The following is a 24,808-nucleotide window of genomic DNA, read 5'->3' as shown; positions in this document are numbered from 1 at the left end:
TAAGCACACAAATGCTCAGGTAAACGCAGACTTCGGTTAGAGGGTGCACCTCGCCGTGATCGTTTAACCCGTAGCCGCCAGGCGAGGCAATCGAAGGAGTTGATTTCCGCGTGAAAGTCTCTGCATTAAGCACGCAAATGCTCAGGTAAACGCAGACTTCGGTTAGAGGGTGCGTCTCGCCGTGATCGTTTAACCCGTAGCCGCCAGGCGAGGCGATCGACGGACTTGATTTCCACGTGAAAGTCTCTGCATTAAGCACGCAAATGCTCAGGTGAACGCAGGCTTGGGTTAGAGGGTGCACCTCGCCGTGATCGTTTAACCCGTAGCCGCCAGGCGAGGCAATCGAAGGAGTTGATTTCCACGTGAAAGTCTCTGCATTAAGCACGCAAATGCTCAGGTGAACGCAGGCTTGGGTTAGAGGGTGCACCTCGCCGTGATCGTTTAACCCGTAGCCGCCAGGCGAGGCAATCGAAGGAGTTGATTTCCACGTGAAAGTCTCTGCATTAAGCACGCAAATGCTCAGGTGAACGCAGGCTTGGGTTAGAGGGTGCACCTCGCCTGGCGGCTACGGGTTAAACGACGGAGGAGGAACACTGGCGGGTCCGACTACGGGACGATACGATTAAACGCCTGACGATTTACCATTTTGAGCACTAAACGCCCCATTTCCCGGTGGCTGAGGAAACGGTTTCATGTTCGAGCGAGTTGGCGATTCCGCTTTTGTCCAAGGCGAACACACGGTTCTGCAATTCTGGAATCAAAACCGCATTTTCGACCAGCTGCGTCAGAAGAACCGTGGCAAAACCAAGTGGAGCTTTATGGATGGCCCGATCACGGCCAACAATCCCATGGGCGTCCATCATGCTTGGGGACGCACTTACAAAGACTTATTTCAACGCTTTAGGGCCATGACGGGCCATGATCTGCGCTATCAGAACGGTTTCGATTGCCAAGGTCTATGGGTCGAAGTCGAAGTCGAAAAGCAGCTGGGCCTGGGCGAAAAGAGTCGTATCGAAGCGTTCGGCATCGACCACTTCTCCAACGAATGCAAGAAACGCGTGCTGAAATATGCCGCTCGCCAGACCGAACAATCCATTCGGCTGGGGTACTGGATGGACTGGGATCATCCCGATGGGCTCCGCGGCCTAGCTGAAAAACTCGGGACGCAAGAAACCGCAACCTTGAAAACTCCCGCCGGCGAGACCGTCAGCGGTAAAGCTCACGAATTGGTCGCGCGACTAGGTAACGCCGAGTGGGGCGGCAGCTACTTTACATTCTCGACCCAGAACAACGAAACCATCTGGAGCTTTCTCAAGAAGTGCCACCAGCGCGGCAAGATCTATCGCGGCTTCGATGTCATGCCTTGGTCGGGCCGAGCCGGTTCGGCCTACAGTCAGATGGAAGTGGCCGATGGTCGACGCCTGACCGTTCATAAATCGGTCTTCGTGCGATTTCCACTCAAAGGCCGCGACAAAGAGTATTTGTTGGTCTGGACCACAACGCCTTGGACGCTAACCAGCAACGTGGCTGCAGCGGTCAATCCAGATCTGAAGTATGTACGCCTGCGCAGCAAACGCGACGGAGCCCTCTACTACTTCGCCGAGGAAAACCTCGAGTATCAACGGTTGGCTACTGAATTCAAACAAGGCTTCGGACGGCCTGAATGGGAATGGCCCAAGGGGATCGGCAAACTGAAAAACATTGCGCAGCTGTTCAAAGAGCAGGGCGGCTACGAACTGGAAGGCTCCGTGCTGGGCAAAGAACTTGTCGGTCTCGAGTACATCGGGCCATTCGATCATCTGCCTGCGCAACAGTTAGCGGGTGGTTACCCTAGCGGCATCATTCGCGGTTCAGCGGCCACCAAGTCGGCTGTCGAGTGCCACCGAGTTATCGACGGAGGTCGCGACTCCAAAGGCAATCCCAACGTGGTGGCCGGCGAAGGTACAGGCATCGTACACATCGCGCCCGGTTGCGGCGACATCGACTATCATCTCGGCCAGGCTCAAGGCATCGTACCGATCGCGCCGCTGGGTCCCGATGGTCGCTTCTTGCCAGGCTTTGATGATTTCACTGGTCTGCGGGCCACCGACAAGACGACGGTCGACAAAGTCTTTGAACACTTGAAAACCAATGGCTTTTTAGTAGCCGTCGAAGATTACCCGCACATCTATCCGCACTGTTGGCGCACAGGTGACGAACTAGTCTTTCGACTGGTCGATGAATGGTTCATCGATATGGACTGGCGCGACGAGATCAAAGAAGTTGTGCGGCAGATTCGTTGGCTGCCTGCCAACATGGATGGCCAGCAGCGCGAGCTCGACTGGCTGAGCAACATGAGCGATTGGATGATCTCCAAGAAACGCTTCTGGGGACTGGCTCTGCCAATCTGGTTTGAAGAGTACGAAGAAAACGGTAAGCCGCAGTATGATTTCGAAGTAATCGGTTCGCTGGCCGAGCTGAAAGAGCGGGCGGTCGAAGGCTGGCAAGAGTTTGGTGATAACTCTCCGCACCGACCTTGGATCGACCAGGTAAAGATCCGCAATCCCAAGACCGGACGCTTGATGCAGCGCGTGCCCGACGTAGGTAACCCGTGGTTGGATGCGGGCATTGTGCCCTTTTCGACGCTGCAGTATTTAACCATTCGCGATGCCTGGCAAGAGTGGTATCCGGCCGAGTTCGTTACCGAGTGTTTTCCCGGTCAGTTCCGCAACTGGTTCTATGCCTTGTTGGCAATGGCCACCATGATGGATAACTCGCCACCGTTTAAGACACTGCTAGGCCACCGCCTGGTGATGGATGAAAGCGGCCAAGCCATGCACAAATCCGATGGCACTGCCATCTGGTTCGAAGAAGCCGCCGAACAGTTGGGCGTCGATACGATGCGCTGGATGTTCCTGGCTCAATCGCCCGGCAGTGACTTGCGCTTTGGCATGCGCGACAAAACCAAACCCGTGACGGTCCAAACCGTCGATGGTCCCATGGAGAAGACACAAGAAGGCGAAGCGATCTGCCTGGTGACCAGCCAACCTGCCGATGACATTCGTCGCCAGATCCTGATTCCACTGTGGAATTCGTATGCGTTCTTCGTCAATTATGCAGTAGCCGATGGCTTTGACCCTACTACGGACCAGGTACCGGTGGCGGATCGACCGGAGATCGATCGTTGGATGCTGTCGCGCTTGCAAGAGCTTGTACAAACCTCTCGCGATCGATTGAACGATTTCCATGCCGCCGAAATGTGCACGGCCTGCGCCGAGTTTATCGACGATCTATCGAACTGGTACATTCGCCGCAATCGCCGCCGCTTCTGGCGCTCGCGCGATGCCAGCGACACTGACAAGTTGGCCGCGTATCAAACGCTGTATACCACGCTGCTGACCTTGACCAAAGTTATGGCGCCGTGCATTCCGTTTTTGACCGAACGCATGTATCAGAATTTGGCTCGCAGTTTTCCAGCCGTGCGGGCGGGCCTGCCGGAAAGCGTGCATCTGTGCGACTATCCCGAAGTTGACACAGCGCTGCTCGATCCACAACTGAACCAGCGTATGCTGGCTGCGCAGCATGTCGTGCGGCTCGGTCACAAACTGCGCGTCGACAACAGTCTGCGCGTGCGTCAACCGTTGGCCGAAATTCGTTTTGCCGTCAGCGGTCAAGGCGCCAGCGCCGGAGCCATCGAAAGCCTGCGCGATGTGATCTTGGACGAGCTGAACGTGAAGACGCTGTCCAGCGCAGCGACGCTCAGCGACCTGGTGACCTATAACTACAAACCGAACATCAAGTCGCTCGGTCAGAAGTATGGCAAGCTGTCCGGGCCTATCCGCGAATTTATTCAGAAGGCCACTTCGCATCAAATGGCACCGCTCCGCAGCGGCGGCAGCGTGATCATCGAACTCGATGGGCAAACGATTCTATTGGGTTTAGACGATGTGCTGGTCGATGCCGTCAATTCGCCTGGCTGGGTCTACGGCGAGAACGCCGGCATTCAAGTTGCGCTGTCGACTGAGCTAACACCGGAACTGGTGCGCGAAGGCATGTCCCGCGACTTCGTGCGTCACGTGCAACAGCAACGCAAAGATGCCGACTTGCAAATCGAAGATCGGATCATCGTCTACGTAGCCAATGCCGAAGCCGAGGTGACCAAGAGCATCGAGCAGTGGCGCGAATACATCGTCACTGAAACACTGGCCAACGACATCGTCGTCACCACACCCACCAGCGAACAAGCCAAACGCGTGCTCGTCGGTGAGAGCCATCTAGACGTCTGGATCGCGAAAGCCTAATCGTCTCCTTTCGCTCCGCGAAAGGCACAGCCAACACCGCCGCCCGCAAAAACTCCTACTCTCGCAAGGAGTAGGAGTAGGAGTAGGAGTAGGAGTAGGAGTAGAGCGATAGGAATACGAGCCGCATAAACTCACGCCACAATAATCAACACCGCCCCAGCGACCATGACGATCGACGCGATCAATCGTCGCACCAGGTGAGCTTCGCCGAGTAGTCGATGGCCGACGAAGACACTGACCACCGAGCCGATCTGGAATAATGCCAGCGCGTAGCCCACAGGCATTAGGTCGAACAAGGCGATCGTACAACCTTGCATGACTAGCATGGCTACTGCCACCATGAAGACAGCCACATGCGTCCGCTGCTCGGAAGTGAATCTCGCGCGCAACCTGGTAGGCTGAGCCTCGGCAGCCGGAGTTGAACTCGAGCGCCGAAAAAGCCAAAAATGCTCGGTAAATGACCACAAAGCCGCCAAGAGCCAACTGAGCATGCACCAACTGGCCAGTACTTCCCACTGAGTTCCCACGACCAGGGCTTGCTTGAGAAACACGGAAGCCGCTGCCGTGAGAACTACGGCCAGAAGTCGATCGCGAATCCCCGCGCGTCGAACTTGTTGTTGCATCGCTTGCGCAGCGGAATCTGATTCGCGCGGCTCGGTGGTCAAGATCAAGGAACCGATTAAGACTACGACGACACCTACTAAACCTAAGAGAGATGGTAGCTCGGCAAACATCAAGAAAGCTAACAGTAAACTGATCGCCGGTTTGGAACTACTCAAAGGTCCAAAGATGGATAACTCGGTACTGCGCAGCGACCTGAGCAGCAAGACGTTACCGGGAACTTCTAGTGCGCAAGTTAACAACATCCAGAACCAGAACTCGCTGCCTTTGGTGAGAGTTGGCAACCACCAAGGAATCGTCAGCAGAGTCATCCATCCCCACACGACCGTAAAGAGTTGCAGCGGTTGATGGCTGCTCGGATCCAGCAGCCGCTTCTGAACGACATTAGCCCAAGTTGTCGCCGCGATGCGACAAGCAACCAAAAGTGCAATGATCAAACCACTAATGCTCCTTTGGAGTGCGGAGGCGCAGCCTCCGCTTTGATGTAATAACCAATCGTCACCGCAGCCTGAACGAACCACTAGTCGTTAACTAACCATTAGTCCGTACAGGCTGCGGTACAGTCAACGCGTACCTTGGAGTGCGGAGGCACAGCCTCCGCTTTGAAGTAATAACCAATCGTCACCGCAGCCTGAACGAACCACTGGTCGCTCACTAACCACTTGTCCGTGCAGGCTGCGGTACCGTCAACGCTTACATCAAAGCGGTGCCTCGGGCACCGCACTCCAAGAAGCTAATTCAGCTGCCCGTGTTGAAAATGCGATCGCCGGCATCACCCAAACCGGGCACGATGAAGTTGCGATCGTTTAGTTCGGGGTCGACGGCACACACAAAGACTTTGACGTCTGGATGTGCGCGCGACAAGCGTTCCAGTCCAGGCCGCGACGCGATAACGCTGAGCACGCGAATATCGGGACAGCCCCAACGTTTGAGCGCTTCGATGGCCGACAGCACGCTGCCGCCGGTGGCCAGCATCGGATCGAGCACCATGCCTACGTCGGTAGGCTGACCAAGATTCAGCTTGCTGTAGTATTCGACCGGCTGAGCCGTTTGCTCGTCGCGATACATGCCCAAATGCCACACTTCCGCTTCGGGTAAAAGATCTTGCAAGGGTTCGACCAGCCCCAGCCCGGCTCGCAGGATCGGCACCAGCGCGATGCGCACCGCCAGTTGACGCCCCTCGTAATCGCAGATCGGCGTGCCCACGGTTAGCGGTTCGAGCGGCAAATCAGCGGTGGCTGCCGCAGCCAACAACATGGCCAGTCGCCGCGTTTGAGCTCGAAACAGGGGCGGCGGCGTGCGGGCGTCGCGCAGAATCGTTAGATGATGTTGCACCAACGGATGACTCAGCTCGACCGCAGTTGTCACATTCGACTCCAGAATCTTAAACCCCCGCCCAAACCATCGGATACAAGGTTCAATATCAACCGTGCGTATTACTTCCAGCGCGACTTGCCTGTGCCGCGCTCAACACGGCCGATTTCCCACGAGCTCAATTTTAACTTGGCCGCTATCTCGTGGACCGTGTTGGCGTAATAGGGATTAACGATAAAGACCAGGCCGACACCCATATTGAAAACATGAAACATTTCGTCTTCGGGCACATCGCCAAGCTGCTGTAGCCATTGAAACAAAGCCGGTATCTGCCAGGATTGTTTGTCGAAGACCAAGTCGACGCTCTTGGGCAAGATCCGTTCGGTGTTCTCCAGCAGACCACCGCCGGTAATGTGCGCAATGCCATGCACGACGTTCTTGACCTTGTAGTGCCCCAAAACTGCGCGGACCACGCTGGTGTAGATCGTGGTCGGCTCCATCAATGCCTGGCCCACACTTTTGCCCAGTTCATCTACAACTTGCTCGACCGCCAAACCGGCTTTATCAAAGACGATCTTGCGCACCAGGCTGAAACCGTTGGAATGAAAGCCTGAGGAACCAATGGCAATGGCCACATCGCCATCGGTGATTTGTTGACCGTTGATGAGATGTTTCTTCTCGACCACGCCGACGCAAAAGCCGGCCAGGTCGTAATCGTCACCTTCGTACAAATCGGGCATGATGGCAGTCTCGCCACCTAGCAGGGCGCAGTCGGCCAGCACACAACCGCGACTGATCCCGTCGACGATCTGTTCCAACAGCGGCGGATTATCGCGGCTCATAGCTACGTAATCTAGGAAAAATAGAGGTTCTGCGCCGCAGCAGAGCACATCATTGACGCACATGGCGACCAGGTCGATACCCACGGTATCGTGGCGACTGAGGCGCTGAGCGACTTTCAACTTGGTGCCCACGCCGTCGGTGCCGGAGACCAGAATCGGCTCTTCGTACTTGCGTTGGAACAGTGGGCATTTGAAATCGAGCGCAAACAGGCCTGCAAAGCCCCCGTCGTTAGGCACGACGCGGGGGCTGAACGTCCGGTGCATCAGCCGCGGCAAACGCTGCATGGCCTGTTCATAGAGCTCTAGATCGACGCCGCTATCTTTGTAGGTGGTTGGGCTCATCGCCGGTGGTTGGCCTTGCAGGAAACGCATCCAGATGTGTTTGAGCCCCAATTATGCCGAGTTCAGGCGGCATTGCTAGTGATAGTCCCACTAAGCCGAGGGCGTTAGCCCCGGGTTCCTAACCACCTTGAGGCACCTGAAAAAAATTCTTCTGTCGTCGGAAGTGGCTACACAGACGCCACCTACGTTCGCTACTGGCAGGGGCAACGCAAATTCTGGGGGTGAAAAAGGTTGACTACGCCCAATTGTTGGATATCTTTGGGGCTCTGTGGGGCCAAGTGGTAGCCAGTGGGGAAGCGATGACTTGATCTATGTTGTTAACGGGTAGTTACCGCCGAACTTTGGACGACAAGCTACGGTTGGCTATCCCCAAACAACTGCGAGATGCATTGAATTTCACTGAGCAAACAGTGCTTTTCCTGGCTCCCGGGACCGATGGTTCGTTAGCGATTTACACGCAAGAAGTTTTTGATTCCTTAGGCCAACGCATGGCCTCGTGCAGTCCAGCCGCGCAGGACCTGCGATCCTTCAGTCGCTTGTTCTACGCCCAAGCTCAGATGGCCGAGGTCGACAAGCAAGGCAGGTTGCGAATTCCACCGGAACTCGCCGCCTTAGGCAAGCTGACCAGCGAAGTTGTGCTGCTCGGCGTGCGAGATCATATGGAACTGTGGGACGCAGAAACTTGGACTGCTTACCTCAACGACAACCAACCCAAGTACGACAAACTTGCCGAGTCCGCTTTAGGTCAGCCACCGGCTCAAACCTAAGCACACCGGTGCCGCATCCAACGAGGAGAGCGAAGCAATAGAAGAGTGATGACAGCACAAACGGGTGAGTTCCATATTCAGCCTACGGCCACGGGCTGATGAGCCACAAACGTGCACGTTTCAGAATATGGCGTGTGCGTGGAATTCACCCACCTGGTCCGCATGGATGGCGGGTTGGGAGTCCACTAGCCGACTATCTTAACCTTTGGTCGGCCAGAGGCCTGCTGAGACCAATCCAAGGCACACGGACGTGCCTTGGTCTTAGCGGATTTGAGTTTCAAAGTCTCAAGTCTCAATTAAGTTTCGATCGTATCGCCTTTGACGCGCTGCTTCTTGTTCTCCTCAGTCTTCTGCTCTTCGCGCCAAGGTTTGTCTTGCTTGTAGGTCTCGAGCTCTTGCTTGAGCTGTTCGAGCTGTTCGTTTTCTTCAGCCGACCCAACCTCTACAGCCTTGCCCGCATACTCGCGAGCCTTTTCAAAGTTACCGGATTCCGCATAAGCAGCCGCCAAGGTACTGAGAATGTGTGCCGCTTTGAATTCCGTCAGTTCGCAACTTTTAGTGGCCAACTCAATGGCTTTCTTGCCGTCGCGAATGTCATCTTTGGGAGATGTCGCCAAGACCCAGGCCAAGTTGTTTAGCAAACCGGCATGCTCTTCGGTCGACACATTGAACTCAGTCTCTGCTTCGGCTTCATCTTCCGCCGCATCGGCCAAGTCAGCGGGCTGGTCGCCTTCGGTGGCTTCCTTAGCAGGCTTGGCCTCTTTCTTGGCCTTGTCGATTATCTCGAGGGCCTGTTCATAGTCGCGAATAGCTTCGCTATGTTCACCGACGCTCAATCGCGCGTCACCGCGCATCCGCAAATTGCGCCAGCTATCCTTGTTGCGTTTGAGCAGTTCATCCATCAAACGAATGGCCAGCCGCGGACGACCATCTTGTTGGTAGTAGTTGGCCAATTGACGCACGTAACTTTCACGGGTCGGAAACGCTCTGACCAGCATTTCCATATCACTAATGGCATCGGAGAAGCGATCTTCGCGAGCGGCAATCGCAGCCCGCATAAAGATGCCATCGACCGCGTTGGGGTCGATCAGGAGGGCATCGCCAATATCGCGACGGGCTTGATCCAGTTCGCCCAAGTCGAACAAGACTTGCGATCGCAACACCAAGGCCTGCGAATCGCGACTATTCAGTTCAATCGCCTTGTCGAGATCAGGCCGCGCTTGTTTGAGCAGTTCTTTATCGCCTTTCTCAGCCGACTGTACGATGCGCGCGGTAGCTCGCAAACGATAATACCGACCTTCTTTGGGCAAGCTTTCGATCTGTTTATCGATCAGGGCAATCAGTTCGTCATACTTCTTCAACTTCAGCAGTGTTTCGAATGCCGCCTGCACACCGAACTCGTTATCACTATCGTTGGAGAGCAGTTTTTGAATATCCGCGTAGGCTTCATCTAGTTTGCCTAGCCCCAACTGCATAGTGATGCGCAGTTGCCAGGCAGACATGTTGGTTGGATCGGCGTCTGTGGCCAGACGCAGATCTTCCAGCTGTGCGTCGGTGTCATCCTTCTGCAAACGTGCCCGCAGCATGTAAGCGGCCGATTGATCGACGGGACTGTCCCTCAACAATTCAATCGCTCTATTGACGTGCCCCATCGCGGCGATCGGATCTTCTTGCGGCAGCATCGAGATCTGGGCGGCCAACACTTCCGCTTCGGCTAACAGCGGATCGTTTTCGATAGCCTTCTTGATATCGGACAACAAATCGCTCTTGAGTCGTCGCAGTTGAGCTGGATTGCGGGCGGCTTTGGGTAGCTGCTGCACTTGCAGTTTCGCGCGCTGCAGTGCGGAGGCGGCCAGAAACTGTTTGGCCAGTTGCAGATTTTCTTCGTCCAGGCCTTCGCTGATCGCCTGCTCGCACAGTTCGATCACTTTGCCCAGTTTGGCCGGAGTGTCAGCCTCCAATTTGAGCGTCGTAGCCTCATCCAGCTTGGCTTGCCCTTTATCATCGGCCCAGGCCGCCAGCGGCGAACTGGCCAACATCAAGGCCAGGCTGAAAGTGCTGATCCACTTGAATTTCAACATCTTTATCTACTCCCTCAGGTCGACAATTTTTATGCGCGTGCAACTGGTAATACTAGCCGATCAGCCAACATGAGACAAAGTCGATCCAGCGTAATCCAAGCGATAGCAGTCGATTTTGCCACAAAAGGGCAAAAGGCAGGCCAACGATTGATCAAGTTTTACTGGGCTATCCGCAGGCGGCTGGACTTGGTTAACGATCAGTGCCAGAGCTGCCAAATTCCTGTGCCTCACCGCCTCAAGCGTCAACAAAACGTGGTTCATCATGCCTAACCGATGAGCGGCCACCAACACCACTGGAAAACCCAAATCGCTCGCCAAGTCGAGCACCGTGGAACGATCGCTGAGCGGCGACATGGCTCCGCCTGCTCCTTCTACGATCAATACTTCACATTGGTTCTGCCACCACTGGACACCCGTGCGCAGCAGCCGATCATCGACAACCTCACCTTGGCCAGCCGCAGCAATCGGTGGGGCTAGCGGCGTAGCGTACGATTGTGGGCACACACGTTCGATCGGCCACCCGTGGCCCGTGGCCACTCGCAAACGCTCGGCATCACTCAAGTTGCGCTCGTCGACGCCACTGGCCACCGGCTTGTAAGCTCCCACCAGCCGGCCACGTGCAACCAAATGTCGAATCATCAATTCCGCTACATAGCTTTTGCCAACATCGGTATCCGTACCCAAGACGGTTATTCCTCGTAAACTACCAATGAGTGCCGTCTTGTCCGAAACCGCGCACTTGTTAGCATGACCATCAGTTTCCGCCAACCATTCATCGAGAAATCTCATGGCTCAATCTCACTCTCAATCTCGGACCGTGCAGTTGGCATTGGTCCAGATGAGCTGCACCGGTGACAAGCATACGAACATCGAAAAAGCTCTCGACGGAATCGCCAAAGCTGCCGAGCGTGGAGGGCAAATCGTTTGTCTGCAGGAAGTCTTCAATACTCACTATCCATGCCAAAGCGAAGATTATGCACGCTTTGATTGGGCTGAGGAGATCCCCGGTCCGACCAGCGAGCTACTTTCGCAAGCCGCCGCTCGCCACAAAGTGGTCGTCACCTGCTCGATCTTCGAACGCCGCACGCAGGGTCTGTATCACAACACGGCCGTCACCTACGACGTCGACGGTAGCCTGGCAGGTCGCTATCGCAAGATGCACATACCCGATGACCCACTGTATTACGAAAAGTTCTACTTTACGCCTGGCGACTTGGGATTCACGATTGCCAAGACACGTTTCGGCAAGTTAGGAGTAGGCGTCTGCTGGGATCAGTGGTATCCCGAAGCAGCTCGACTGTTTAGCTTACGTGGCGCAGAGATCTTGCTGTATCCCACCGCCATCGGTTGGCACCCGGCGGAAAAAGAGGAACTGGGTGCCGCTCAGCATGCTGCGTGGGAAACTGCTATGCGCGCCCACGCCATCGCCAATGGTGTGTTTGTGGGCGCAGCCAATCGCGTCGGACTGGAAGGCAACTTGCAGTTCTGGGGCGCGTCGTTTGTCGCTGATCCCGGCGGAAATATCCTGCACCGCGCCAGCCACGAAAACGAAGAACTCGTCATCGTACCCTGCGATCTTTCGCTCATCGATTCCGTGCGCACCCATTGGCCCTTCCTGCGCGACCGCCGCATCGATGCCTACAGCGAAATCACCCAACGATATATCGATGTCCCGTAGCCCCGTAGCCGATCTCGCCAGAGATTGGAGGAATCAAACTTAACGCATCCAAAGTCTGGCGACTTCGGCTACATTGCCAGAGATTGGATGAATCGAACGTGACGCATCCAAAGTCTGGCGACTTCGGCTACGAAATAGAAGAAAAGCACTATATGCCCGAATCAAACACATCAGATCCCCAAACGCTGTCCGAGCCTCCGTCAGTATCGGCAGGTGGCGCATCAGACGTGCGGTGGCCGGCGGAGTGGGAACCGCAAGCCGCCACTTGGATTGCATGGCCACACAATCAAGCGACCTGGCCCGGTTACTTTGAACCGGTACCAAAGGTCTTCGTCGAGTTCATTCGCACCCTCAGCCAGGTCCAACGCGTCGATGTCTTGGCTGGTCCGGAAGGCATTATGCCCTCTGCCCTTGAGTTGCTGAGCGATCTTACGAATGTGACCATTCATCCTGTGGCCACCAACGATATCTGGATTCGCGACTATGGGCCGACCTTTGTGCGACGTGTGAGCGATGGCGGACTGGTCGGAGTCGATTGGCACTTCAACGCCTGGGGTGGCAAGTACCCACCGTTTGATCGCGACGCCGCCGCCGCAGAATCAATCTGCGAACTTGCCGGTTGCCCGCGACGCCCGTCATGGTTGTTCTGCGAAGGTGGTGGCCTGGAGACCAATGGCCAAGGCACTCTGATGACAACCAGCAGCGTGCTCTTAAGCCACACTCGTAATCCCAATCGGACTCGGGGCGAAATCGAAAGTGAGTTGCGTCATCAACTGGGCGTTGAACAAATCATCTGGGTCGATGGAGGTGGTATCGAAGGCGATGATACCGACGGCCACATCGATCAGTTGGCGCGCTTCGTCAATGCAGAGACCGTGGTGGTCGCCGTCAGCAGTACCACCGCAGACAGCAATCATGACGGACTGGTCGAGAACCATCGCTTGCTCACTCAAGCCACCACTGCATCGGGGCAGAACTTGACCGTTGTACCACTGCCGACGCCCCGGCCTCGCTCGGTGGATACCCGTCGCGTGCCCGAAAGTTACTGCAACTTTTTGATCGCCAATGGCATTGTGATCGTACCCACCTTTCGCAGCCAAGAGACCGACGACTTAGCCTTGCGTCTCTTTGAGCAATTGATGCCCAACCACCGCATCATCCCGCTCGACGCTTACGATCTCATTTGGGGCTTAGGCGCGTTTCACTGCGCTTCGCAGCAACAGCCTCTGGCTTAGTTCTCCACCGAGCTCATCTCGGTGGAAACGCGACTTCCTCAGCTAGCCAAACATTCAAAGCCTCCACTGACCTTGCGTCAGTGGAAGCTCGACTTCTTCAGTTAGCCCACCAATCGAGGCCTCCACTGACCTTGTGTCAGTGGTGCAGCGACTTCCTCAGCTAGCCCATCAATCGAGGCCTCCACTGACCTTGCGTCAGTGGTGCAGCGACTTCTTCAGCTAGCCCATCAATCGAGGCCTCCACTGACCTTGCGTCAGTGGTGCAGCGACTTCCCCAGCTAGCCCATCAGTCGGGCTTCGACCGAGGCAAGCTCGGTGGAGAGTCACTGCCGAGCCGATCTCTCTACTTGCCAGTAATCTCTAAATGCAGCTCGCTCACTCAAGCTATCGGCATTCAACTTCCACACGGCGTCGATCTCTGCTTGCTGTTCAAAGGTAGGTGGATAGGCGTGCATGCCTGCAAATGGGAGCGGCAACGAACTTTGTCCTTCGAGGGTATTCAAGTCCGCGTCTTTATCCCAGCCGACGCTATGCAGCACATAATCGCGAGTCCAACCTGCTGACAATTCCACGGTTGGCAGCGCGAAACGCAACACGATTTCATCGCCAGCGGCCATCACCACCATGTGATCGTCGTTGTCTGACATCTGCTTCAGCACATCGCCGTAACGCGTAAAGGGTCCTTCGATCGGTGGCCACTTGGAAGTCAGACTAACATCGTTGTAGTCGTACCAGTGTGGTTGGTCGCTCGCCCGCGGTAGCAACTTGCCATAGCCGTGATAACGCAGCTCCGCGGAACCGAGTGCTAACGTTTCCGAACGCATGGGCACGGGCGGTTCGTTGGCAACGATGTAGGCTTGATCCCAATAGATGCGTTGGCTCGAGTCAATGCGCAAGCGCGTATCATCGCCCGTGAATACATCTTGTAGATCGATAACAATCGTTTTAGGTTTGCCACCGGGGAATCCCATAAAGGGTTGCTTACAAACAAACTGACCGCTGGCATCCGGAGCCCACAGCGAAGGCGCTGCCGGTGGGGAGCGTTCCGGATTCTGCTCAATGCCAATATTCAGCGAGGTGTCGGTCGGATGCATCCAGCCGGTTAAAACCAAGCGCAAATCGTTGCGAATCTTCAACTGCTCTGGATCGAAGCTCAGCTCCAACGAATGCGGCTCGCACAAGCCTTGACAATACTGCGTTTGGAAAGCTTGAACAAATTGTCGATCGCGCTTGGCCAGCAGTTGCAAACAATCTCGACCATAACCATCGCGAGCGGCCATGGGCCATATAGGTCGCGAAGCCGTAAACAGGCGAGGCTCGGCCAGCTGTGGTGGACCAACTTTTTCATTTGTCCACACGTCAACATCGCTGGGATGATCAACTGCCGTTAGCGTCATGTGATCAAAGTAGGCGACTTCCCAAAGCTCCTCGGTGACGCGAAGTTCAATCGCGCCGTCACGCGGCTGAATCAGGTGACCGGGTAGCATCAGATACTCCCAGCGTCGATCCGGTATCGGCTGGCCTCGACCAACCTGCAATCCTAGTGGCGCATTCCAGAGCAAATCGGTGATCATCTGAAAACGCTGGCCCTCCCAACCATAGACGAACGGGCACGAGCTCTTCAGCTCTTGAATCTCTTCGATGGTCGTATCCGATTTGGGATTCACCACGTTCTGCGTGAGGCCATTATTAAAGATGACGCGTACGTCGGTGGCCTGATCTACAGGTAATCCGAAATGGGCCTGTGGTGCATCGACCACGCGGGCTTGATACTTACCGCCGGCCCATACTTCCAATGTCGATCCAATACCATAGTGATTGATCCTGCGTGTGTCGGCGACGCCGCGTATGCGGACATTCAAATACTTGTGATCGCTTTTGGGGACGACCTGCAACTTTGTCGGTATGCCTGACAAACAAGTCAGTACTTCCAAGTTACCCTTGCCATCGGCGTCGATGATGTCCAGACCAACTGCCGGTTCCGTCGTTAAAGTCTGAGTCTGAGCGCCGCTCTGAGTGCCATCGCTGTAATAGGCCACCATGCCACCAGGGCCAGCCAACAACAGATCGACGTAACCATCGCTGTTCAGATCGGCTGCCTTCACGGACTGGAATTGGCCCTCACCGCTCAAGGGTCGCACCAACTGGCTGCTGACACTGACCTGGCCAGCTTCCAGCGTTTGAGTCAACACCGTAGCCAGCGACTTTTGTCCCAGCCAACACCAGTCCCAAGACGCATTGCCATCGATTTCCATGACATCGCCGCTGAGCAGTGGTTGATCGGCTTGCCACTGGGCCGCGTCAAGTGGCAGAAAACGCAGCTGGCTATGCAAGATGTTGTCCATCACCGCGACATAGGGCGCTACATCCGAAGTACAGACTACATCCAAGTCGAGATCGCGATCGTAATCGACGACACGCAGGCTGGTGGGCAGCCAATTGGCCGGTGGCAATTGCGAATATTCACTGATGTCTGCAAAGGTACGATTGCCATTATTTTGTAGCAGCTTCAATCCATGGCCGGTGGAAACGACGAGATCCAAATCGCCATCGCTATCGAGATCGGAAACTGCCAGGTGCCTTACATCTTTCAATGTAGTCAGACCGGGCACATCATCTACCTGGCTGAGTGCTCCGCTGGTCGGATCGGACGTGACCACGCATACTTGTTCCCTGTTCCACAGAATCAACTCTTGAACCGTATCATGACTATTGGCCGAAACGCGTGAGTCCGAAGCAGGCAATTCCGGCGGCGGAGTACGTGAGATAATGCGCGGTCGCTGGGGACTATCGACCATCCACAAGTCCGCGATGATCAGGCCCGATGGTTGAAAGGGCAGTTTCAGAGACTGCTGGACTTTACCTCCGTCTACCAGGAAGAGTGTATCACCGCCAACATAGACTACTTCGTACAACTGGTCCACATTGGGGTCGTACCATGCGGCAATGGAACATTTAGCAGATACCTCACCAGCTCCAACGACAACTTGGTTGATCTGGATATCACATCCCTGCAGGGCAGGGGTGGACAGGCTGTTCTCTTCTGCGAGCGTTTCGCGCCAGCGATTCAAAAACGAGGTATTCAGCAGAGCCATAACGTCTGGCGTCAAGCGTTTATTGTCAGCAGGATAAGCGGTACTGCCGCGCAGCATGTTAAACCATGGGCGTACGCGAGGTGGTTTACTCCAATCACCACTGGTCACTGCTTCACGCACGGCGATCACCAGCTGTTCGGGCTGAGCTTGTTTGGCCGACGGCAACATGGGCAGTAGCGGTTTGGCCAACTCCATCGACGCCTCTATCACTTCCAGCAATCGTTTGTCTTGCTGATCCGCCAGGCCTTGACCGGCTCGAATCAGCAGCATCAAGTTTTGCGGTTCAGCTTTCCAGGCCTGGTAAGCGACCTCGGTCGTTTGAGGTACGATCTCGGGCACATCCAACCGCAGTTCGTCTTCCATCTCAATCAAGCGTCCCGCCAACAACACTTGCTCGGGATGCGATTGAAATACGGCAATCAATTTCTCGGCTGCTTGTTTGCGCATTTGCAGCGATTGCTGTTCGTCGACGGTGCGCGATTTGATCTCCAAGTACAGGGCTTCCAACAAAGCCCGCCTGACGGGATCTGTTTGCTCGGCCTGGCTATCCATTTTGCCGATAATGCGATCAGTCTCAGTGATCGCTTCTTGCAACTGTTGCTGCAGATCAGCCGTCTTCTGTGGATCGTTGGCCATGTTTCCGGAGAGGGCCGAATTGGTTTCTGAAATCCACTTCAGCAACGTCACGGCTTGATTGAGCAGCAAGTCGCGATCTTCCGGCCTGGCCTGTAGGAGTTCCGACCATCCATCGATCGCTTGTCGATAGTTCTTGCCGTTTTCGGCAATGGCCACTACTTCGATCGCTTTGCTCAGTAACTCCGGAGTTATCTTGGAGTTGGTCCCGTTAGAGCCTGGCTGTGGCCGAAGCTGCCAGTACAGTATCCCGCCCACAATTGCCAGAACCGCCAACGCCACCACCAACAGGCTGCGTTTCATGTTTCCCTACCCCAATTGCAATGTCGATCAGTTTCCCCCGTAGCGGAAGCCGTCAAGGCTTTCGGTATTGGGCAGATCCACGCCCAAACAAACGGCTCGAAATGCTTGACGCATTCCGCTACCACAAACTGCGGATGCATTCCGTGACTTTTATTCAGCCAATTTACGCAGGACGCAGGGCAGAATGCCGCCGCCTTTGTAATAGTCCAGTTCGACGGGCGTATCGATGCGGACCAACGCTTTGAATTCGACTCGCTTGCCGTCGGGACTGACGGCTGTGACCGTCAGCTGGCCGCGCGGAGTCATATCTTCTCCGTCCGCGCCGATGGTAAAGCTCTCTTCACCGGTCAGTCCCAATGTATGGTGCGATTGTCCAGCCAAAAATTGCAGTGGCAAGACGCCCATACCGACCAGGTTGCTGCGGTGAATGCGTTCGAAGCTGACCGCAATCACTGCGCGAATGCCCAGCAGGATAGTGCCCTTAGCGGCCCAGTCGCGACTGCTGCCGGTTCCGTATTCTGCACCTGCCAACACGACCAACGGTACGCGATCGTTGCGATACTGCATGGCCGCATCGTAGATGCTCATCACATTGCCGCTGGGCAAATGTTTGGTCACCCCGCCTTCGATTTCAGGCGTCATTTCGTTGCGAATGCGAATGTTGGCAAAAGTTCCACGTACCATCACGCGGTCATTACCGCGGCGAGCTCCATAGCTATTGAAGTCGATTGGTTCAACGCCATGCTCCATCAAATACTTGCCAGCAGGCGAAGCCTTGGCGATCGAACCGGCCGGTGAGATGTGGTCGGTAGTCACCGAATCACCAAACACCGCCAGGCAGCGCGCGTTGACAATCGCCGACGGTGCTAACGCATCGCGCGAGATACCTTCCAGGAACGGTGGCAGTTGAATATAGGTGCTATTGGGATCCCATTGATACAGATCGCCTTTGCTGGTCTCAATGGCATTCCAACGGTCGTTGGCCGTAAAGGCGCTCTCGTACTGTTTCTTGAACATTTCGGGCAACACCGAAGCTTCGATCGTCGCATTGATCTCTTCGGATGTGGGCCAGATATCCTTCAAGTAAACATCTTGTCCATTGTTGCCTTGACCAATCGGTTCGTTTTCGAAATCGATATCCATCGTGCCCGCCAGTGCGTAAGCCACGACCAGTGGTGGACTGGCCAGGTAGTTGGCCCGCGTCAGCGGATTGACGCGGCCTTCAAAGTTACGATTACCGCTTAGCACCGCGGCTGCGACCAGGTTGCCGTTGCGAATGGCTTCGGAGACTGGTTCGGGTAACGGACCACTGTTGCCAATGCAAGTTGTGCAACCATAGCCGACCACAAAAAAACCAAGTTGCGATAACGGTTCAAGCACTCCCGCATGTGTCAAGTAATCGGTCACCACGCGCGAACCTGGGGCCAGCGAAGTCTTCACGAAGGGCTTGACCTTCAGCCCCTTCTCAACAGCTCGCTTGGCTAACAAACCTGCGCCTAGCATGACCGATGGGTTAGATGTATTAGTGCAACTAGTGATGGCCGCGATGACCACGGCGCCGTGACCAATCGTCGATGAATGACCATTGTCTTCAATGGTGCCTCTCGACTGAAGCTGATCGTCGCTGAGTCCGAATCCGCGCGTGGCCACTGGAGCGGTCAGCGATTGATTGAAGGACTGTTTGACTTGTTTCAGGGGCACGCGATCCTGCGGACGCTTGGGACCGGCCAGGGCAGGTTCAATACTGCTGAGATCCAGTTTGACAACTTTGGTGTAGTTCAATTGCGGGCCGGCATCAGTGCGGAACAGGCCCTGAGCTTTCATATATGTTTCGACCAAACCAACCAGCTCTTCGCTGCGGCCAGTGCGGCGCAAGTAGCGCAGAGTTTCGTCGTCGACGGGGAAATAACCCATCGTCGCTCCGTATTCGGGAGCCATATTAGCAATGGTGGCTCGATCAGCCAGCGACATCACACCTACACCTGGACCGAAGAACTCAACAAACTTGCCGACGACTCCTTCTTTGCGCAGGATTTCGGTCACGCGCAAGACCAAGTCAGTCGCCGTAGCGCCAGCTGGTAACTTGCCGGTCAGCTCCATACCCACAACTTCCGGAAGCAACATATACAGGGGTTGGCCGAGCATGGCCGCTTCGGCTTCGATGCCGCCTACGCCCCAACCCAACACGCCTAAGCCATTGATCATGGTGGTGTGGCTATCGGTTCCCACCAGCGAATCGGGCAGCGCGACCGGACCTTGTTCGTCGCTGCGAATAAACACGCTTTGCGCTAGATACTCGAGGTTCACCTGGTGAACGATACCGGTGTTAGGTGGCACGACGCGGAAATTATCGAAGGCTTGCTGGCCCCAGCGCAGAAACTCGTAACGCTCTTTGTTGCGCGCGAACTCGACGTCAACGTTGCGTTGCAGCGAATCGGCAGCACCGAAAAAGTCAACTTGGACCGAGTGATCGATGACCAGATCGACGGGGATCAGCGGATTGATCTTGCGCGGACTGCCGCCCAGTGCCTGCATACCGACACGCATAGCCGCCAAGTCGACGATGGCGGGAACGCCCGTGAAATCCTGCAGAACTACCCGCGCGGGCATGAAAGGAATCTCAACTTCGGCTGGCTTGGCCGCGTTCCACTTGGCCAGGTTCTCGACATCTTCTTTGGTCACGATGTAGCCATCGCAGTTCCGCAGGGCGGCTTCCAAAAGAATGCGAATCGAAAACGGCAGCCGTGAAACTGGCGCAATTCCAAGTTCTTCGAGGCGGTTCAGGTTATAGAAGCCGACGGGACCGGCTGGGCTGTTGAAAGTGCTGCGGGCGCCAAATGGATCACGCTGAGCGGACTGTGCCATGTTGTAATCTCGAACGCTAGGTTCTCTAATCGGGTGGAAGAACGGGTAGAAGGGCGGGGGCGGATGTCTCGCCGGCCCGTTTTAGGATTTGGCATTGTAACTATACCGGGGCGAGATTGCACAGTATGTCAGCACGAGGCGACCAACTGAATTGGCCATTTGCCGCCCTGTGGGCCAGTATCGCCCTGGCCAGTTGGCTAATTAGCTGCTCGGTGCACCCCTGGAACAGCCGCTGGTTGGTTGTTCTGTGCATCTTGACCTGTGCTGGCCAGGCGGTCAGCCTGGCGTTTCGTTTGCCTGGTTGGCAAAGCTTGCCTATCCCACGGCGTTGGACGGCTGTCTATTGGCCAGAGACCACCGGACCGATCGACACCGAACTCTCTTGGCTCCTGGCGTGGACCAGCCAAATCTATGTTGCGGCCGCCGGCGTCCAATTGACCGCCTCGCTCTGGGTCATCATCCCGAGTTTGATTACGGCGGCGGCCATTGAAATCTTTCTGTGGAACCATGCTCCCGCTCAGTGGCGTGCCCTGGTCGAGCAGGCAATTCAGTGGTGGAGCCAGCCAGGCATGTTGCTGGCCTCGCCACTGGTGGAAGATGTCCAGCCCGAGGAAGAAGCTGATACGACCGAGCGCAGCCAATTGCAAGGCGTGCTGGTCGGTGGCGAGTGTTATCAAACTGGTTGGGTGGTCGTGCGCTTGGCCCAGCAACAAAAGAGCACCAACTTGACCGTTCTCTTCTCGCCGCCCTTTGTAACGCCACCAGATTGTGAACTGGATCACGAACCGATGGAGTCAGATGAGTCGATTGACACAGAAGAATCGATCGCCGAAGACCACGTGCAGCTGCAGCTCGAACACATTACTCCCACCGGCATGCGAGTGGCGATCAAACGCTCGTCGGCCGGGCAGTCGCTGAAACTGAAACTTCTGTGGCATGCCACCGAGGGAATGGCTGCACCGATTCGGCGCTTGCCGTAAATGGCACAAGGCACGTCTGGCGACGTGCCTTGTAGTTATCGTTATTAGACTAGGCTGACCTTATCGATCAAGGCCCACCGGTTTGACCCAAGAGGATTGCTTCCTCTTCTTCTTGGATGATGATCCGAGGTGTTACGGTCATCATCAGGGTGCTGGTGGCTCGACCAATCGCGGTGTTCTTGAACAAACGATTGACGTATGGGATCTTGCTGAGGATTGGCACACCTCGCTCGACGCGACCTTCGCTCATACGCTTGATACCACCGAGCAGGATCGTACCACCGTCAGGAACACTAACGGTCGTGTTCACGTTGGTGGTGGCGAACACAGGTTGCTGCACAGTTGTACCGGTAATCACTTGTTGCACGTCATCACGATTATTGGTTGGTTCGCCTGTCGCCGGATCGATCACCGTGGTACCTGAGCTGGTGCTGGTGGTACCTTGGAAGGTGAACGTTTCGACGCGATCGATGCGTGAGAAGGTAGGATTCAAGGTCAAGCGTACAAAGCGTTTGTCTTGCGAGACTACGGCTTGCACATTCAACGTGGTACCTTCGTTGATCACCACGATCACTGGCTGCTGTCCGACAGCAAAGTCACCGACGACTGGGATCAAGCTGACCACGAATGGTCGTTGAACGTTGTCGACGATGCTGGCTGACTGACCGTCGAACATGGTAACGCGTGGTGCTTGTAGCACGCTGGTACGTTGGTCACCTTGAGCGGCAGTCATGAAGAAGTACATTTCGATGTCGCTCAGGATGGCAAAGCCGAAGTTGGCCGCGTTGGTCGGCGTACCACCGAAGGGTGGAGTCACCGAGAAGTTATCCTGAGTGAAGGTCAAGTCCAAGTCGGCCGTTGGAATCAAACCGCCGGCAAAGTTCTGTTGCATACCAACCGTAACGCTGCGTCCTTGATCTTCTTGCGGAATACCACCGGCGTTGTCATCGATCTTGAAGTCGAAGTCAACACCCATGCGTTCGAAGAAGTTGTCGTTCAAGGTCACAAAGCGTACTTCGATCGTTACTTGCAGGTCTTGCAGACGACGCAGCGAGGCTAGCAGGTCAGCCAACTTCTCGTGTGTCGTCTGAGGAGCACTTACAACCAGCGACAAGTTACCCGCGAAAGGCGTGATCGTGCTGGAGCCACCGTTGCTCTGCCACGAATCAGGATCGATCGTCTGCTGAATCAGCGAGATCAATTCATCATACTTGGCAGGAGCTGGTCCCGATTGAATAGGTACCGCACCGGCTTGCATGAAACCTGGATTGCTACCGCTGACCGGACCATTGTTGTTCCAAGGCATCAGGCCACCGATGCCACCCATTCCGCCACCCATTCCGCCACCCATTCCGCCACCAGGCAGACCACCAGGAACCACTTGGCCAAGTACGGCCGAGTTGTTTTCCATGTTGGCAGCCATCATCGAAGCGACTGGAGAGTTGGGCGATACCGTCGTCTTGGCAGCCAGACCAGAACCTATCGATTCATAAGCTGCGCGAAGTGCGCCGCCCATGCCGCTGTTGTAGTCGGACACAAAGTTGGGGATCGGAATCACCAGGTCTTTAACCGAGTAAGTCTTGGTAAAGTTGGCTTCAGCCGTGCTGCGAGCCGAGGTGATCAGCAGTACTTCGTCTTGAACACGATAGCTCAAGTTGTGAGGATTGAGCAGCAAGTTCAGAGCACTGCGGAGCGAGATCGTTTGGGTCGAGCCCAGCGACAAGTTGACCGGCACGTCAGGTTGCAAACCTTCCGAGGCCAGACCAGCTGCATCGATGTGCATCAGGATGCCCGTCATATCACCCAGCAGTTTGACCACTTCGCTCAGTGGTCGATTTCGGAAGTCGACCTGTACCGGTTGCTTCAAGCGATCGTAGATCGCAGCCGCTGCCGGTGACATGCCTTCTTGATCAGCTCGGTTGAGCGAACCGCGACGTTCAGTCAAGCTGGCCCAAGACTTGGCATCGCCGAACTGCATCGGTTGATCTTCGGTAGGTACGATGACTGCAGCATCCACAGCGTTCAGCAAGTCGATGAAGTTATCTTCCTTGCGGTTCCTGGTCGAGACATACTCGGCATTGCGTTTTGCCAGGCGAGCATTCTGATACAGCAGCGTACCGATTTGGCTATTGGGCGATAGCTGGACAACTTGCTTGGCCACTAGTTCGGCTTCGGCATGACGTCCTTCGTCCATTAGCTGGTTGAAGGTTTCGGTTAGCGAAGCGATCTTCTGGTCGAGCTTGTAAGTCTGCTCTTGCTCCATCGCCACCTGTTCGGTGATCTGACGATTTCGCATGTTCTGATCGATGGCCGCATGGTTTTGCGTCATGAACATTTGATGCGTGGTGATTTCTCGATCGACGATCGAGAGCATTTGTTTGCGAGTTGCCCCGTCCAGGTCAGCTTGGGAAACACGTGCTCGCAGAGCTTGCAGGCGTTCGGCGACCATTTGAGGTTCTTCAGCCCGTTGAGCTTCAGCGTTAGCAACTTCAGCCGTGATCTCACTCATCAGTCGCGAGCGGACCAGCCGCATCTCTTGAGTAGCATCGTCGACAGCGGCAACTTCTTCGCCGCCAAGTTTCAGCTCGCTAGCTTGCAGAGCCGACAGCTTGTCTTTGAGCGCAGTCTTGAGAGCTGGATCCATTTCGCCTTGGAAGGCCCAAGCGCGTCGGAACATTTCAAGAGCACGGTCGCGATTGCCAGTTTGCAACGCTTCCATACCCAGCCGATACAGCTCTTCACCGCCAGCACCAGCAGGCACGCCGGCAGGAGCTTGCATCGAAAGATTGCCAGCAGCTTGAATGCGACTGGAATCGTTCTGCGGATTGAAGACGCCGGGCTGAACCGCGCCAGGAATCTGAGCTTGACCAGCAGCAGGCATAACCGGCTGATTGGCGCTAGCAGGCTGTACACCAGCCAGTGGCGGTGGTGGAACCATCGCGACCTGAGCTGATTGGGTTGGTGTGTTGGGTTTAGGAAACAGAGCCAAGATAGCATCTTGAAGCTGCTGTTTGTTAACCTTCTTTTCGATCAGGATCTTTTCGACTTCACGTAGTCGAGCAGTGACCCGATCATCGTTGACTTGCAAATTCTTGGCGAGAACAAAGGCACGAGCGAACGCGTCGCACGCAACTTTGATATCGTCCTTGGCCGCGGCATCGGCAGTAGTGTTCAACCACTTCATGACCACTTCGGGCCCGGCCGCTCCAGGAGCTGCCGTTGCACTAGTGGTCGCTCCTGAAAGAGCAGCCGCTGGTGTACTGACAGCACCGCGATCGGAGATCGACTGCTGTGCTCCAGAAGGAAGTGTAGTAGGCACTTGTGCGACTAGGGCGTTCGTCGTTGCGCCCAACATCAAGGCCGAAGCCAACCATGCACTGGTCGGCGTTGCCGCGAAGGCCATGCGAATAAGTCTTCGAAGCTTCTGACGAGCATTAACCTGACTCAACGCGACTCTCCTTCTTCGCGAAAATCCTCGATCCACAAACCAGCGACCACACGACCCTGTGGTTCAATCCATTGCCACCGCTGGCTGCGATGTGATTACTTTATCCATCCAATATGGTCAATGTTTGTTTTCGGCAGCTGGTGGTAAAAAATTCGGGTTATTCCGTTAACAGAAGATTTTCTGTCGGAAATCATCCCCCAGTCCCCCCAGCTCTCCTGGCCTTTGGAGTGCTGCCACCTCGGAGTGCTGCGGCGCAGCCGTAGCTTTGATGTGATAACCCAACTGTACCGCAGCCGGCACGCACTCGGTGATTCGGGCGTTCAG

General features: G+C 55.5%; 13 protein-coding genes. 5 read left to right on the top strand and 8 right to left on the bottom strand.

Annotation, left to right across the window (positions count from 1 at the left end; genetic code table 11):
- Positions 1-692 precede the first annotated feature (692 nt).
- Positions 693-4,280, top strand: coding sequence for an isoleucine--tRNA ligase (locus SH573x_RS07855; protein WP_479353943.1), 3,588 nt, complete (start codon positions 693-695; stop codon positions 4,278-4,280).
- Positions 4,281-4,411: 131 nt separating this feature from the next.
- Here SH573x_RS07855 and SH573x_RS07850 read toward each other — a convergent pair whose 3' ends face one another.
- From SH573x_RS07850 to purM, 3 genes are all read right to left on the bottom strand, one after another.
- Complete coding sequence (locus SH573x_RS07850; RefSeq protein ID WP_479353942.1) at positions 4,412-5,338, bottom strand: EamA family transporter; 927 nt, start codon at positions 5,336-5,338, stop codon at positions 4,412-4,414.
- A gap of 301 nt (positions 5,339-5,639) precedes the next feature.
- Complete coding sequence (gene upp / locus SH573x_RS07845; protein ID WP_479353940.1) at positions 5,640-6,269, bottom strand: uracil phosphoribosyltransferase; 630 nt, start codon at positions 6,267-6,269, stop codon at positions 5,640-5,642.
- A gap of 68 nt (positions 6,270-6,337) precedes the next feature.
- Positions 6,338-7,429: a phosphoribosylformylglycinamidine cyclo-ligase gene (gene purM / locus SH573x_RS07840; RefSeq protein WP_479353938.1), complete on the bottom strand. Its 1,092-nt coding sequence runs from the start codon at positions 7,427-7,429 to the stop codon at positions 6,338-6,340.
- Between the two features lie 281 nt (positions 7,430-7,710).
- Here purM and mraZ point away from each other — a divergent pair, with 281 nt between their 5' ends.
- The gene (mraZ, locus tag SH573x_RS07835) at positions 7,711-8,166 is read left to right on the top strand and encodes a division/cell wall cluster transcriptional repressor MraZ (protein ID WP_479353936.1); all 456 of its coding nucleotides are present in this window, start codon (positions 7,711-7,713) and stop codon (positions 8,164-8,166) included.
- Between the two features lie 296 nt (positions 8,167-8,462).
- On the opposite strand, the gene SH573x_RS07830 is transcribed toward mraZ, so the two are convergent.
- Positions 8,463-10,247: a tetratricopeptide repeat protein gene (locus tag SH573x_RS07830; RefSeq protein WP_479353934.1), complete on the bottom strand. Its 1,785-nt coding sequence runs from the start codon at positions 10,245-10,247 to the stop codon at positions 8,463-8,465.
- 60 nt (positions 10,248-10,307) lie between these two features.
- Entirely contained in the window at positions 10,308-11,036 is a 729-nt protein-coding gene (gene bioD / locus SH573x_RS07825) for a dethiobiotin synthase (protein ID WP_479353932.1), read from the bottom strand.
- On the opposite strand from bioD, the gene SH573x_RS07820 reads away from it, so the two are divergent.
- Together SH573x_RS07820 and SH573x_RS07815 are read left to right on the top strand one after the other, a co-directional pair.
- A complete protein-coding gene (locus tag SH573x_RS07820) occupies positions 11,035-11,925 on the top strand; it encodes a carbon-nitrogen hydrolase (RefSeq protein WP_479353931.1) in 891 nt (296 codons plus the stop codon). The two genes, bioD and SH573x_RS07820, sit on opposite strands and share 2 nt — an antisense overlap.
- Positions 11,926-12,023: 98 nt before the next feature.
- Positions 12,024-13,160, top strand: coding sequence for an agmatine deiminase family protein (locus tag SH573x_RS07815; RefSeq protein ID WP_479353929.1), 1,137 nt, complete (start codon positions 12,024-12,026; stop codon positions 13,158-13,160).
- A 323-nt stretch (positions 13,161-13,483) separates the two neighbouring features.
- Here the strand turns inward: SH573x_RS07815 and SH573x_RS07810 are convergent, their stop codons facing one another.
- Positions 13,484-17,191 carry an FG-GAP repeat domain-containing protein gene (locus tag SH573x_RS07810; RefSeq protein ID WP_479353927.1) on the bottom strand — a complete coding sequence of 1,236 codons (3,708 nt, stop codon included), beginning with the start codon at positions 17,189-17,191 and terminating at the stop codon, positions 13,484-13,486.
- Positions 17,192-17,341: 150 nt separating this feature from the next.
- Positions 17,342-20,056, bottom strand: coding sequence for an aconitate hydratase AcnA (gene acnA / locus SH573x_RS07805; protein WP_479353925.1), 2,715 nt, complete (start codon positions 20,054-20,056; stop codon positions 17,342-17,344).
- A gap of 125 nt (positions 20,057-20,181) precedes the next feature.
- On the opposite strand from acnA, the gene SH573x_RS07800 reads away from it, so the two are divergent.
- Positions 20,182-21,036 carry a hypothetical protein gene (locus SH573x_RS07800; protein WP_479353923.1) on the top strand — a complete coding sequence of 285 codons (855 nt, stop codon included), beginning with the start codon at positions 20,182-20,184 and terminating at the stop codon, positions 21,034-21,036.
- A gap of 67 nt (positions 21,037-21,103) precedes the next feature.
- Here SH573x_RS07800 and SH573x_RS07795 read toward each other — a convergent pair whose 3' ends face one another.
- Positions 21,104-24,484, bottom strand: coding sequence for a type II secretion system protein GspD (locus SH573x_RS07795; protein WP_479353921.1), 3,381 nt, complete (start codon positions 24,482-24,484; stop codon positions 21,104-21,106).
- Positions 24,485-24,808 lie beyond the last annotated feature (324 nt).

It is taken from the genome of Rania fehmarnensis (genome assembly GCF_056494185.1).
The sequence above is the reverse complement of the archived record's forward strand: the minus strand, read 5'-3'. Positions and strand labels throughout refer to the sequence as shown.

Coding starts and splice junctions, on each gene's coding strand:
- SH573x_RS07855 (WP_479353943.1), top strand. CDS start 693: ATGTTCGAGCGAGTTGGCGATTCCGCTTTTGTCCAAGGCGAACACACG.
- purM (WP_479353938.1), bottom strand. CDS start 7,429: ATGCGTTTCCTGCAAGGCCAACCACCGGCGATGAGCCCAACCACCTAC.
- mraZ (WP_479353936.1), top strand. CDS start 7,711: ATGTTGTTAACGGGTAGTTACCGCCGAACTTTGGACGACAAGCTACGG.
- SH573x_RS07830 (WP_479353934.1), bottom strand. CDS start 10,247: ATGTTGAAATTCAAGTGGATCAGCACTTTCAGCCTGGCCTTGATGTTG.
- SH573x_RS07820 (WP_479353931.1), top strand. CDS start 11,035: ATGGCTCAATCTCACTCTCAATCTCGGACCGTGCAGTTGGCATTGGTC.
- bioD (WP_479353932.1), bottom strand. CDS start 11,036: ATGAGATTTCTCGATGAATGGTTGGCGGAAACTGATGGTCATGCTAAC.
- SH573x_RS07810 (WP_479353927.1), bottom strand. CDS start 17,191: ATGAAACGCAGCCTGTTGGTGGTGGCGTTGGCGGTTCTGGCAATTGTG.
- acnA (WP_479353925.1), bottom strand. CDS start 20,056: ATGGCACAGTCCGCTCAGCGTGATCCATTTGGCGCCCGCAGCACTTTC.
- SH573x_RS07800 (WP_479353923.1), top strand. CDS start 20,182: ATGTCAGCACGAGGCGACCAACTGAATTGGCCATTTGCCGCCCTGTGG.